The 12,382-nt window shown below is 75.2% G+C and carries 10 protein-coding genes; 3 read left to right on the top strand and 7 right to left on the bottom strand.

The window, feature by feature from the left end; all coding sequences use genetic code 11:
- The 6 genes from ABT263_RS13660 to ABT263_RS13635 form a co-directional block, all read right to left on the bottom strand.
- The coding region (locus ABT263_RS13660; protein WP_502885800.1) for an SUKH-4 family immunity protein at positions 1-706 on the bottom strand (706 nt) is incomplete at its 3' end.
- 72 nt (positions 707-778) lie between these two features.
- Positions 779-1,780 (bottom strand): HNH endonuclease, encoded by a 1,002-nt coding sequence (locus ABT263_RS13655; RefSeq protein ID WP_329489328.1) that lies wholly within the window; start codon positions 1,778-1,780, stop codon positions 779-781.
- Between the two features lie 161 nt (positions 1,781-1,941).
- Positions 1,942-3,066: a DegT/DnrJ/EryC1/StrS family aminotransferase gene (locus ABT263_RS13650; protein ID WP_352290670.1), complete on the bottom strand. Its 1,125-nt coding sequence runs from the start codon at positions 3,064-3,066 to the stop codon at positions 1,942-1,944.
- Positions 3,067-3,178: 112 nt separating this feature from the next.
- Positions 3,179-4,309, bottom strand: a complete 1,131-nt coding sequence (locus ABT263_RS13645; RefSeq protein WP_352290669.1) for a DegT/DnrJ/EryC1/StrS family aminotransferase — start codon at positions 4,307-4,309, stop codon at positions 3,179-3,181.
- Positions 4,310-4,343: 34 nt separating this feature from the next.
- The gene (locus tag ABT263_RS13640; protein WP_352290668.1) at positions 4,344-5,324 is read right to left on the bottom strand and encodes an NAD-dependent epimerase/dehydratase family protein; all 981 of its coding nucleotides are present in this window, start codon (positions 5,322-5,324) and stop codon (positions 4,344-4,346) included.
- Positions 5,321-6,481 carry a Gfo/Idh/MocA family protein gene (locus ABT263_RS13635; protein ID WP_352290667.1) on the bottom strand — a complete coding sequence of 387 codons (1,161 nt, stop codon included), beginning with the start codon at positions 6,479-6,481 and terminating at the stop codon, positions 5,321-5,323. Before ABT263_RS13635 ends, ABT263_RS13640 begins: the two co-directional genes overlap by 4 nt.
- Before the next feature lie 353 nt (positions 6,482-6,834).
- Between ABT263_RS13635 and ABT263_RS13630 the strand changes: the two genes are divergently transcribed.
- Together ABT263_RS13630 and ABT263_RS13625 are read left to right on the top strand one after the other, a co-directional pair.
- Positions 6,835-7,296: a YwqJ-related putative deaminase gene (locus ABT263_RS13630; RefSeq protein ID WP_329489323.1), complete on the top strand. Its 462-nt coding sequence runs from the start codon at positions 6,835-6,837 to the stop codon at positions 7,294-7,296.
- A gap of 109 nt (positions 7,297-7,405) precedes the next feature.
- Positions 7,406-7,897: an SUKH-3 domain-containing protein gene (locus tag ABT263_RS13625; protein ID WP_329492226.1), complete on the top strand. Its 492-nt coding sequence runs from the start codon at positions 7,406-7,408 to the stop codon at positions 7,895-7,897.
- 69 nt (positions 7,898-7,966) lie between these two features.
- On the opposite strand, the gene ABT263_RS13620 is transcribed toward ABT263_RS13625, so the two are convergent.
- Positions 7,967-9,235 carry a sensor histidine kinase gene (locus ABT263_RS13620; protein ID WP_352290666.1) on the bottom strand — a complete coding sequence of 423 codons (1,269 nt, stop codon included), beginning with the start codon at positions 9,233-9,235 and terminating at the stop codon, positions 7,967-7,969.
- Positions 9,236-9,495: 260 nt separating this feature from the next.
- Here ABT263_RS13620 and ppc point away from each other — a divergent pair, with 260 nt between their 5' ends.
- A complete protein-coding gene (gene ppc / locus ABT263_RS13615; RefSeq protein ID WP_380390979.1) occupies positions 9,496-12,309 on the top strand; it encodes a phosphoenolpyruvate carboxylase in 2,814 nt (937 codons plus the stop codon).
- Positions 12,310-12,382 lie beyond the last annotated feature (73 nt).

Here is a 12,382-nt window from a genome sequence, read left to right as displayed (position 1 = left end):
GCGGACCTCCGGATCCGTGGTGGTCATCGTCATCGCGTCGCTGCTCTCGCTGATCTCCGTCCTCGCGGTCTGGACGAGCGACATCGTCGACGAGCATGGTCGGCGCGTCCCCGGCCGGCCGCTCGGAGACCGGCGGCGTGGTCAGCACGGCGGGTGCCGGCGGCACCGGCGGCACCTCGGAGCCGGCGGGACCGACCGGAGCGGCCGGAGCGGCGGCGGGTGCCGGAGCCGGCGGGCCCGGATGCGCGGGCGCCGGGGCGCCGAGCCGGTCGGCCTCGGCGGCGATCGCCGCGGCCCCCGCCTCCTGGAGCCACTGCGGCGGGCTGAGCAGGAAGGACGTCGCCTCCACCGGCCCGGGCGCGGGCCTGGCCGCCCCGGCCGGATTGGCCGCGACCGGCCGTCCGTAGACCTCCTCGTACTGCCGGACCACCTCGTTGACCGGCAGCGCCGGCCAGAGCGTGCTGGCGCCGGAGTCCCGGGCGATCACCAGCCGCGCCTCACCCGCCGAGCCGCCCGGGGCCGCCGAGCCCTCGGAGCCGTCCGCCGGGCCGCCGGAGCCACCGGCCGCGCCCTCCGCGGGCTGCACCGCCCAGCAGACGAAGCCCAGGTCGAACTCCCGGACCCGTACCTCGCGCTGCTGCGGACGCGGCACCCCGCCGTTGATCCACTCGTCGGCGAGCTCCTGCGCCTGCGTGTACGTCACCACGCCCGGTTCACCCCTGTCCCCTTCGTCCCCGCTTGTTCCGCTACCACCGTCGCCGCAGCCGTACGGGCCACGTCAGCCCACCGGCACGGCGCGGGCGAACCCGCCGTCCACCATCAGCTCCGCGACCGTCTCCAGTTCCGGCGGACTGCCGGCCAGCCGGAGCAGGAAGTCGTCGAAGTCCTCGCCGCAGGGCAGCAGCAGCCGGGCGACCCGCTCCTCGGGCGCCTCGGGGGCGCCGCCGTCACGGGCGTCGTCGTAGAGGCAGAACCAGACCGAGCCGGCCCGGTCGCCGCGCACCTTGAGCGCCACGATGCCGCCCTGGGCGTAGGCGATGCCCAGGTAGTCCTTGGTGAGGTGGTCGCGCAGGCACTTGTTGGCGTAGACGACGTCCTCCGTCCCGTACTCCTCGCTGAGGGTCAGGAACGGCTGGTCGAGCAGCAGCCCCAGCTCGGGGTCGAGCGCCACGCCGACCGGGGCCCGGCCGCCGGCCAGCTTGAGGAAGGTCCGGTACGCGCCGGGCAGCCGGTAGCCGAGGCGCTCCTCGGCCCGCTGCACCAGGTCCTCGGGGACGCCGATCGGGTCGCCGCCGTCCCGGGCGAGCGAGAAGTGCACCGGCCGGCGCTCCTGCAAGGGGCGGGTGCCGCGGCGGGTGTGGTCCGCGGTGGAGGTGGCCAGGCCGCCGTGGTGCCGCAGCAGCGCCTTCACCTCGACCGGGACGAGCTCCATCCGCCGCCAGCCGGGCGCGGCCCGGCCGACCGCGTGGTGCCAGGTCCAGCCGGGCGGGGTGGCCACGGCGGTCTCCAGGTCGGCCCAGAGCGGATGGCCCTGGGTGAACTGCGCGGCATTGGCCGAGACGTAGTCCGTCAGCCGCAGTTCGTCGACGCCGAAGCCCTCCGGCGGATCGGCCACCTCGGCCGCGGCCGCCGCGTACGGACCGAAGTCCGGGTGACCGTGCTCGTCCACCCTGACCCCGGCGGGGTGCCGCTCCGCGCGGACCGGGTCCGGGAACTGCACCACCTGACCTGCGTACGCCGCGTTGGGCGCGGCGGCGACGCCGGGCCGACCTGTCGTCATCTGGGAGCCCCCACTGGCTGCTGCAAATTCGGTGCGCTTGCTGGACACCAGCGTAGGGGGTCCCCCCGGGCCACGACCCCCCGCCCGGGCACACCGGACGGCCCGCGGGCCACGGGCGGGGAGCGCGGCCGCGGGCCCGGACCGCGCCGGCCCGCCAGGGCTCAGCCGGCGAGCGCCTTGGCCAGCGTCTCCACGACGCGTTCCTGCTGGGCCGCGGTGATGTGCGGGTGGAGCGGCAGGGTGAGCAGCTCCCGGGCGGCCCGCTCGGCGACCGGGAACGCGCCCGCGCCGTGGCCGAGTTGCCGGAACGCCGGCTGGAGGTGGACGGGTACCGGGTAGTGGACGCCGGCGCCGATGCCCGCGGCCTGCAGCGCGGCCAGCACCGCGCCCCGGTCCCGGCCGGGCCCGATCCGCACCGCGTACAGGTGCCAGACGTGCTCGTTGCCGGGCGCGGTCCGCGGCGGGGTGAGGCCGTCGATCCCGGCCAGCAGCCGGTGGTAGCGCTCGGCGGCGGCCCGGCGGGCCTCGTTCCAGCCGGGCAGCCGGCGCAGCTTGGCCCGCAGCACGACGGCCTGCAGCGCGTCCATCCGGGAGTTGAAGCCGAACCGCTCGTGCTCGTACTTGCGGCCGGAGCCGTGGTCGCCGATCAGCCGGACGGCCGCCGCCAGGGCATCGTCGTCGGTGACGACGGCGCCCGCGTCCCCGTACGCGCCGAGGTTCTTGCCGGGGTAGAAGCTGGTGGCGGAGATCAGCCCGTGGAGGGCGCGGCCGTGCTGCCGGGCGCCCTGGGACTGCGCGGCGTCCTCCACCACCGGCCGGCCGGCGGCCAGCTCCAGCAGCGGGCCCATCGGGGCGAGCTGCCCGTTGAGGTGGACGGGCAGCAGCGCGACGGCGCCGGGCAGCGCGTCCGCCACGCGCTCGGGGTCGATCAGCAGGTGGTCCGGGTCGGCGTCGACCAGCACTGGGCGCAGCCCGGCCCGGACCACGGCCTCCGCGGTGGCGACGAAGGTGTTGGCGGGGAGCACCACGCCGCCGCCGGGCCGCAGGTCGAGGGCGCGCAGCGCCAGTTCGAGCGCGTCGGTGCCGTTGGCGGCGCCGACGCAGTGCCGGGCGCCGGAGAAGGCCGCGTACTCCGCCTCGAAGCCGGCCGTCTCGGGGCCCTTGACGTAGCCGCCGGTGGCGAGCACCCGGTCGAAGCCGGCCCGGACCTCGGCCTCCACCTCGGCGTGCGCGGCCTTCAGGTCCACCAGCGGAACCGGCTCGTCGACGGGCTGATCGGTGCTCATCCTGGTCTCCCCTGGGGTGTCTCGGCGGATCGGAGCGGGCGGACGGCGGCGACGGCCCGGCCCCGGGCCCCGGGCCGTGGACGTGGCCGTGGCCGTGGACGGGCGGGCCGGTTCAGCCGAGCGCCGCGCTCACGGCCCCGACCACCCGGTCCTGCTGCCGCTCGGTGAGCGCGTGGTAGAGCGGCAGGATCAGCGAGCGGCCGGTGAGCAGCTCGGTGGCGGGCAGCGGCACCCGGGCGGTGCCCCGGTACGGGGCCTCCAGGTGGGCCGCCATGATGCCGCGCCGGGCGGAGACGCCGGCGGCGGCGAGATCGGCGAGCACCGCGCCGCGGTCGGGGGCGGTGTCCGGGAGCAGCAGCCAGCAGGACTGGTAGTTGGTGCTGCCGTGCGCCGGGTCGGCCACCAGCCGGCCGCCGGTGCCGGCCAGCAGCTCCCGGTACCGCTCGGCGAGTTCGCGCCGCCGGGCGACCATGGCCGGCAGCTTGCGCAGCTGCACCAGGCCGATCGCCGCCTGGATGTCGGTCATCCGGTAGTTGAAGCCGGTCTCGTCGTACGTCTCCAGCCGGCCGGCGCCGTCCTTCGCGGCGTGCCGGTCGGCGGCCGAGACGCTCATCCCGTGCTCGCGCAGCCGGCGCAGCCGGGCGGCGAGCGCGCCGTCCTGGCAGGTGACCATGCCGCCCTCACCGGTGGTGAGCAGCTTGCGCGGGTGGAAGGAGTAGGCGGCCAGCGCCGCCGTGCCGCCCACCGGCCGGCCCCGGTGGACGGAGCCGGCCGCGCAGGCGGCGTCCTCGACCACGGTGGCCCCGCGCGGTTCGACGAGCGCGCGGAGCCCGTCCAGGTCGACCGGGACGCCGCCCTGGTCGACCGCGATCACGGCCCTGGTCCGCTCGGTGAGCAGGGGTTCGACGGTGGCGGCGGTGAGGTTGCCGGTGGTGACGTCCACGTCGGCGAAGACCGGGACGGCGCCGACGTAGGTGACGGCGTTGGCGGTGGCGACGAAGGAGAACGAGGGGACGACGACCTCGTCCCCCGGCCCGACCCCGGCGCCGATCAGCGCCAGGTGCAGGGCGGTGGTGCAGGAGGAGACCGCGACGGCGTGCGGTACCCCGAGGTGCTCGGCGAAGGCCCGCTCGAACTCGGCGACCCGGGGGCCCTGGGCCACCCAGCCGGAGCGGACGGCCTCGGCGGCGGCGAGGGCCTCCTCCTCGCCGAGCCAGGGGATCATGACGGGGATGGTGGACACAGGTGTACTCCGAACTGCCGTGCAGACGAGGGGACTACTGCTCGCGCCACCAGGCGACCAGCCTGCGCAGGCCGTCGTCGAGGCCCAGTTCGGGCTTCCAGCCGAGGTCGCGTTCGGCGGCGGTGATGTCCGCCAGGCGCCGGACCACGCCGCCGGCGGTGCCCCGGGCGGGGCCGAGCTCGACGTCGAGGTCGGTGCGGTCCATCGCGGTGAGCAGGGCGTCGGCCAGCCCGCGCAGCGAGACCTCGGTGCTGCTGGCGATGTTGTAGACCCGGTCGGTGACGGGCGCCGCGGCGGCCAGCAGGTTGGCCCGGGCGATGTCCTCGGTGTAGACGAAGTCCATGGTCTGCGCGCCGTCGCCGAAGATCAGCGGCGGCTGCCCGGCGGCGATCCGCTCCATCCAGCGGATGAACACCTCGGTGTACTTGCCGTGGACGTCCATCCGGGGCCCGTACACGTTGAAGTACCGGAGCGCGACGTAGTCCAGGCCGGCCATCGCGTGGAAGCTGCGCAGCAGGCCCTCGTTGAAGACCTTGGCCGCCCCGTACAGGGTGTCGTTGTGGTACGGGTGCTGGGTCTCCGGCGTCGGGAAGACGTCGGCGAGGCCGTAGACGGAGGCGGTGGAGGAGGCGATCACCTTGCCGACGCCGACCTCCGCGGCGGCCTCGACCACGTCGAAGGTGCCGTCCACCATGATCTCCAGGGCCAGCCTGGGCTCGGTGGCGCACTGGGTGATCCGGATCGCGGCCAGGTGGAACAGCAGGTCGGTGCCGGGGCCCAGCAGCTCGCGCAGCAGGCCGCGGTCGCGGATGTCGCCGTCCACCACCCGCAGCTGCCCGGGTGCGGCGAGCTCGCGGGCGTACGCCAGGTTGGCCGCCCGGCCGCGGACGAAGTTGTCGAGCACGACCACCTCGCGGGCGCCCGCCGCGATCAGCTGGTCGACCACGGTGGAGCCGATGGTGCCGGCCCCGCCCGTGACCAGGCAGCGGGAGCCCTCGATCTGTACAGCGTTCACCGCGCGGCGGCCCTCTCGTTCGCGTCGGACAGTTCGTCGGGACCGGCGCCGACCGGGACGGTGGCGCCGCCGAGCTCCAGGCTGAGCGAGGCGGCCTCCAGCAGCTGCAGCACGCGCAGTCCGGCCCGGCCGTCGGTGAGCGGGGCCCGGCCCTCGGTGATGGCGGCGGCGAACTCGGCCATCACGTTGCGCAGCGCCTCCTGCTCGACCAGCGCGGGCGCGACCATCTCGCCCACCCGGTAGGAGATCAGCGTCTGGTGGCGGATCGCGTCGGTCAGCTCGTCGGGCGGGGTGAGGTCCACGCCGCGGTCGTGCACCGCGAGCCGGGCCTGCGGGTTGAGGTCGTCCCAGACCAGGGTGCGCCGCGAGCCGCCGATGAGCGTCGTGCGGACCTTCGTCGGGGAGAGCCAGTTGACGTGGCAGTGCGCCAGCGCGCCGTTGCTCAGCCGGACCGTCAGATAGGCCACGCAGGCCCGGCCGGCCCCGATCGGGTCGGCGCCCTGGGCGGAGACCCCGATCGGTTCGACGCCCGGTGGCAGGACGAAGTCCAGGATGGACAGGTCGTGCGGGGCGAGGTCCCAGAGCACGTCCACGTCCGGCTGGACCAGCCCGAGGTTGATCCGCACCGAGTCGAAGAACTGGACGTCGCCGATCTCCCCGCCGTGCACCAGCTCGCGGATCCGGCGCACCACGGGCGTGTAGCAGAAGGTGTGGTCGCACATCAGCACCAGGCCGCGCTCCTCGGCGATGGCCACCAGCTCGGCGGCCTCCGCGGCGGAGGTGGTGATCGGCTTCTCCACCAGGACGTGCTTGCCCGCCTCCAGCGCGGCCCGGGCCAGCCGGTAGTGCGCGGCGGCCGGGGTGGCGACCGCGACCGCGCCGACCCGCTCGTCCGCGAGCACCTGGGCGAACGAGGTGGTGGACCGGACGGTGCTGTACTCACCCAGCACCCGGCGGGACCTGGCCTCGTCCAGGTCGCAGAGCCAGTGCAGGCGCAGCGCCGCCGTCTGCTGCGCGTTGCGGACCAGGTTCGGGCCCCAGTAGCCGGCGCCGACCACCGCGATCCCGATCGGGTGCGCGGGCGCGGGCTGCGGCGGCGCGCCCGGGGTCGGCACGTGCTCGCCGGGCGCCTCGTTCGCGGTTTCCGTCCCCGTCATCGCAAGACCCCCCTTGCTCGACGCCGGGGCGCCCTTGCCCCGACGGCCTCAACGGCCAGACCGAGCAGAGGAGTTGCTGCACCGGCCGATCAACCCCCCAGGGACCGGCCACCCCCTTGGCTCGCTGCTGGAACGCTACCGGCCGCCGCCCCCGGCCGGAGGCGGATTCGGGAAACCCGGGAACGAGTCGTGACGACGGCGTGCGGATCCGGCCGACACGGCGTGCCCACCGGCCCGCCGGTGGCCGGCCGTCGCCCCCCGGTTGTACGGATGTCGGTGCCATTTGACAGGCTTGCCCCGGACTGACCCCACACGGTCCCGTCACCGGCGGACGAACAGGAGGAGGACGACGTATGACCACCGGCGAACCGGCCGGCCCGCCCGTGCTGCGCCACTTCCGCGACAGCCTGCTGCCCGCCGTCGCCGCCGCCCTGTCGCTGAAGGGCGGCGAGGTGCACACCCTGGCGGGCGACAAGCCCGCCCGGCGCCCGGCCCTGCACCCCCTGGTGGCCGACTTCCTGGACGCGCTGCCGCTGGAGCACCGCGAGCGCTTCACCGGCCGCTGCCCGGAGGCCGTCCTGCTCTCCCAGTACCTGGCCGTCGTGGACGCCAAGCGCTCCAAGCGCGCCGCCCGCAAGCCGCTGGGCCTGCCCGAGGCCCGCAAGGCGCTCAAGGGCTCGCGGCTGACCACCGTACGGATCCGCGAGGAGCACGACCCGGCGCACGGCACCCACGCCCCGCCCTGCCGCTCCTGCGTACCGCTGCTGGAGCACTTCGCCGTGCGGAGCGTCGCGGTCGGGCCGCCCGCCCGCTGACCGCGCACCCGCGTACGCCCCCGTCCCCGAGCCGCCGGAGCCCGCCCTGAACCCGCCCAGTCCGCCCAGTCCGCCGCTGCCCCCGCCGAGCACGTCCGGCGGGTCCGCCCTGCGCAGCCGCCCGCGCTTTCCGGCCGATGTCGCCGCCGAACTCAAGGCGGCCGGCTGGCACCCCGGCCGCTGGCAGATCCGCCAGGCCGAGGAGTGGGCCGACGCCCTGGCGGCGTACGGCGGCCCGGCCGGCGTCGGTCACGCGGTGTTCCCGGCCGCGGTGGAGGCCTGGGCCGAGTTCGGCGGCCTCGCCTTCGACCTCGACGGCCCGGGGCGCCAGCTGGCCCGGACGCCCTTCCTGGTGGACCCGCTCTGCGGGCTCCACCAGCCGCGCACCCTGGCCGACCTCGGCCGCGCCCTGGACACCCGGCTCGCCCCGCTCGGCGAGGAGGCGTACGGCCAGGCCCTGCTGGCGGTGGACGAGGAGGGCCGGGTCTACAGCCTGGACCACACCGGGGAGTGGTTCCTCGGCCACGGCGTCGACCAGGCGATCAGCACCCTCGTCCTCGGTACCGCGCCCGAGCGGCTGCGCACCGCCGACGAGGGCTGACCGCACCGCCGACGAGGGCTGAGCGCTCCGGCCGGGCCGCGCCGGGCGGACGCCGCCCGGCCGGCGGCCTCACCCCAGCCGGTCGGCCCGGACGGCCAGCCGGGACGGCAGCACCGCCTCGACCCGGAAGCCCCCGTCCGCCTCCGGCCCCGCCGAGAAGGTGCCGCCCAGCGCGACCACCCGCTCCCGCATCCCGATCAGCCCGTTGCCCCCGCTGGGCAGCGCCGCCGCCGTCCGCTCGCCGCCCGGACAGGCGTTCACCACGCTGACCCGCACGCCGTTGGGCGCGTAGGCGAGCAGCACGGCGACCTGCGCGCCACCGGCGTGCTTGTGCGCGTTGGTCAGGCCTTCCTGCACCACCCGGTACGCGGTCTGCTCGGCCTCGGTGGTGAACTCCTGGCGGCTGCCGCTGACGGTCAGGGTGACGGCCATCCCGGCCGCCCTCGACTGGTCGACCAGCCGGGGCAGCGCGACCAGCGAGTCCGGCTCCGGCGTGCTGTCGTCCGACATCCGCAGCACCCCGAGGATCTCGCGCAGTTCGTTCAGCGCCTGCCGGCCGACCTCCCCCATCAGCTTGGCGCTCTGGGCCGCCCTCTCCGGGTCCTTCGCCACGATCCGCTCCAGCGCCCCGGCGTGCACCACCATCAGCGACACCCGGTGGGCCACCACGTCGTGCATCTCCCGGGCGATCCTGGTCCGCTCCTCCAGCCGGGCCCGGCGGGCACGCTCGCGGGCCTGCTCGGCCAGCAGGTCCAGCTCGGTCTCCAGGCCGTGCGCGCGGTCCTTGAGCGACTCGATCAGCCGCCGCCGCGCGCCCACGTACAGACCGGTGACCACCGGCGGCACGGTCAGGCCGACGGCCACCAGCACCGACAGCAGCACCTGCCCCCAGAGCGGCGGCTGCTCCACCGTCAGGTCGGAGGGGGTGAGCATGGACACCAGCATCACGCCGACCGCCTCGGCGAAGGCCAGGGCGGACAGCGCCACCACCCGCCGGCGCCGGCTCGGCCACTCCCAGGTCTCCGCGAGCGTGTAGAGCGACACCGTCAGCAGCACCACGCCCAGCATCCCGGGCATCGCCACCAGGGCCACCAGCACCGGCACCGCCGGCCAGCGCCGCCGCAGCACCAGCGTGGCGCCGGCCGCCGCGCCGAACAGCGCGACCCCGACGATGGCCACCACGCCCAGGTGGACCCGGGGCGCCAGGAAGGCGACCGCGCTGGCCGCGCACTCCAGCGCCGCCAGCGCCGCCAGCCCGATGTCCAGGAGAGCGCTGCGCCGTCGCTCCCACCACCAGAACGACCGGTCCCGCTCGCGCTCCCCAGGCGACTTGCTCATAGCCCCACAGCCTAAGCGTGAACCCCGACCCGTCCCCACCCGGTTCCGCCCCGACACCCGTGCGGGTCCTCAAGTGGTCCAGACCACCCGAACCGGCTGTGATCTTGTCCGCCATCCGGCCACCTCGCGGACAGCAACCGCCCCGACACCTATGCTGGGTCGCGTCGGACAGCGCGGTCCGCACGCGTCACACCCGCCACACGTGTGCGGAGCTGTGACGATGAGCCGTTGCCGAACCCCACCACCACAGGGAGCCAGCCGTGACCGCTCCGGTCCCCACCCCGGCGGACAGCCCCAGCCGTGTCGGCCCCGCCGGCGCCGACGCCGACAACACAGCCCTGCGCGCGGACATCCGCCGCCTCGGCGACCTCCTCGGCGAGACGCTGGTCCGCCAGGAGGGCCCCCAGCTGCTGGGCCTGGTCGAACAGGTCCGCCTGCTGAGCCGCACCGACGGCGAGGCCACCGCCGAACTGCTCTCCGACATCGACCTGGACACCGCCGCGAAGCTGGTCCGCGCGTTCTCCACCTACTTCCACCTCGCCAACGTCACCGAGCAGGTGCACCGCGGCCGGGAGCTGGCCACCCGCCGCGCCCGCGAGGGCTCGCTGCTCGCCCAGACCGCGGACCAGCTCGGCGAGGCGGACCCGAAGCACCTCGCGAACACCCTGGCCCACCTGGCCGTCCGCCCGGTCTTCACCGCCCACCCCACCGAGGCCGCCCGCCGCAGCGTCCTCAACAAGCTCCGCCGGATCGGCGAGCTGCTCGACCGGATCCACCGCGAGCAGATCGCCGCCGGCCTCTCGCACGCCGACCAGGCCCGCACCACCTCCGCCAAGCGGCAGGCCGACCGCCGCCTCGCCGAGGTCATCGACCTGCTCTGGCAGACCGACGAGCTGCGGATCGCCCGCCCGGAGCCGACCGACGAGGCCCGCAACGCCGTCTACTACCTGGACGAGCTCTACCGCGAGGCCGTCCCCGAGGTCCTGGAGGAGCTGCACGAGGAGCTCGCCCGGGTCGGCCTCACCCTGCCCGACGGCGTCCGCCCGCTCACCTTCGGCACCTGGATCGGCGGCGACCGCGACGGCAACCCGAACGTCACCCCGCAGGTCACCTGGGACGTCCTGAACCTCCAGCACGAGTACGGCATCAAGGACGCCCTGGCGGCCGTCGACGACCTGCGCAACTCGCTCTCCACCTCCGAGCGCCTGGCCGGCGCCTCGGCCGAGCTGGTCGCCTCGCTCCACGCCGACCTGGACGTGCTCCCCGAGCTGAGCCCGCGCTACAAGCGGATGAACGCCGAGGAGCCCTACCGCCTCAAGGCCACCTGCGTCCGGCTCAAGCTGGAGAACACCCGCGAGCGGCTCGCCCAGGGCACCCCGCACATCGCGGGCCGCGACTACCTCGGCACCCGCGAGCTCGTCGCCGACCTCCGGCTGATCCAGGAGTCGCTCCGCTCCCACCGCGGCGGCCTGATCGCCGACGGGCGGCTCGCCCGCGCCATCCGCACCATCGAGGCCTTCGGCCTCCAGCTCGCCACCATGGACGTCCGCGAGCACGCCGAGGCCCACCACCACGCGCTCGGCCAGCTCTTCGACCGGCTCGGCGAGGAGGCCTGGCGCTACGCGGACATGCCCCGCGAGTACCGGCAGAAGCTGCTCGCCAAGGAGCTCCGCTCGCGCCGCCCGCTCGCGCCCACCCCGGCCCCGCTGGACGCCGCGGGCACCAAGACCCTCGGCGTCTTCAACACCATCCGCGAGGGCTTCGAGCGGTTCGGCGACGAGATCGTCGAGAGCTACATCATCTCGATGTGCCAGGGCGCCGACGACGTGTTCGCCGCCACCGTGCTGGCCCGCGAGGCCGGTCTGATCGACCTGCACGCCGGTATCGCCAAGATCGGCATCGTGCCGCTGCTGGAGACCACCGACGAACTCCAGGAGGCCGACCGGATCCTGGACGAGATGCTCTCCGACCCCTCCTACCGGCTGCTCGTCTCGCTGCGCGGCGACGTCCAGGAGGTCATGCTCGGCTACTCCGACTCCTCCAAGTTCGGCGGCATCACCACCTCCCAGTGGGAGATCCACCGCGCCCAGCGCCGGCTGCGCGACGTCGCCCACCGCTACGGGATCCGGCTGCGGCTCTTCCACGGCCGCGGCGGCACCGTCGGCCGCGGCGGCGGCCCCTCGCACGAGGCCATCCTGGCCCAGCCCTGGGGCACCCTCGAGGGCGAGATCAAGGTCACCGAGCAGGGTGAGGTGATCTCCGACAAGTACCTGCTGCCCTCGCTGGCCCGGGAGAACCTGGAACTGACCATCTCGGCCACCCTGTCCGCCTCGGCGCTGCACACCGCCCCGCGCCAGGCCCCCGAGGAGCTGGCCCGCTGGGACGCCGCGATGGACCAGGTCTCGGCGGCCGCGCACACCGCGTACCGCGCCCTGGTCGAGCAGGAGGACCTGCCGAAGTACTTCTTCGCGGCCACCCCGGTCGACCAGCTCGCCTCGCTGCACCTGGGCTCCCGGCCGTCCCGCCGCCCCGACTCGGGCGCGGGCCTCGACGGCCTGCGCGCCATCCCGTGGGTGTTCGGCTGGACCCAGTCCCGCCAGATCGTGCCCGGCTGGTTCGGCGTCGGCGCCGGCCTCGCCGCCGCCCGCGAGGCGGGTCTCGGGGACGTCCTGGACGAGATGTACGGCCAGTGGCACTTCTTCCGCAACTTCCTGTCCAACGTCGCCATGACGCTGGCCAAGACCGACCTGCGGATCGCCCGCCACTACGTCGAGCAGCTGGTGCCCGCCGAGCTGCACCACATCTTCGACCAGATCACCGCCGAGCACGAGCTGACCCTGCGCGAGGTGCTCCGCCTCACCGGGGAGAGCGAACTGCTGGAGCACAACCCGGTGCTGAAGCAGACCTTCACCGTCCGCGACGCCTACCTCGACCCGATCTCCTACCTCCAGGTCGCGCTGCTGCGCCGCCAGCGCGAGGAGGCCTCCACCGGCCGCCCGGAGGACCCGCTGCGGGCCCGCGCCCTGCTGCTGACCGTGAACGGCATCGCCGCCGGCCTGCGCAACACCGGCTGACCGGCACCCGGCACCGCAAGGGCCCGGTGCCGCCCCCTCGGTCGAGGGGGCGGCACCGGGCCCTTCGCGTCAC

This window comes from Kitasatospora sp. NPDC001603 (assembly GCF_040298365.1).
In the GTDB taxonomy this organism is placed as follows: Bacteria; Actinomycetota; Actinomycetes; order Streptomycetales; family Streptomycetaceae; genus Kitasatospora.
Note: the sequence above shows the minus strand (reverse complement) of the source record. Positions and strands in the feature narration are given on the sequence as shown.

Excerpts from the sequence above, each read along its gene's own strand:
- ABT263_RS13635 (WP_352290667.1), bottom strand. The coding sequence starts at position 6,481 with ATGACGGGGACGGAAACCGCGAACGAGGCGCCCGGCGAGCACGTGCCG.
- ABT263_RS13620 (WP_352290666.1), bottom strand. The coding sequence starts at position 9,235 with ATGAGCAAGTCGCCTGGGGAGCGCGAGCGGGACCGGTCGTTCTGGTGG.
- ABT263_RS13630 (WP_329489323.1), top strand. The coding sequence starts at position 6,835 with ATGACCACCGGCGAACCGGCCGGCCCGCCCGTGCTGCGCCACTTCCGC.
- ABT263_RS13650 (WP_352290670.1), bottom strand. The coding sequence starts at position 3,066 with ATGAGCACCGATCAGCCCGTCGACGAGCCGGTTCCGCTGGTGGACCTG.
- ABT263_RS13655 (WP_329489328.1), bottom strand. The coding sequence starts at position 1,780 with ATGACGACAGGTCGGCCCGGCGTCGCCGCCGCGCCCAACGCGGCGTAC.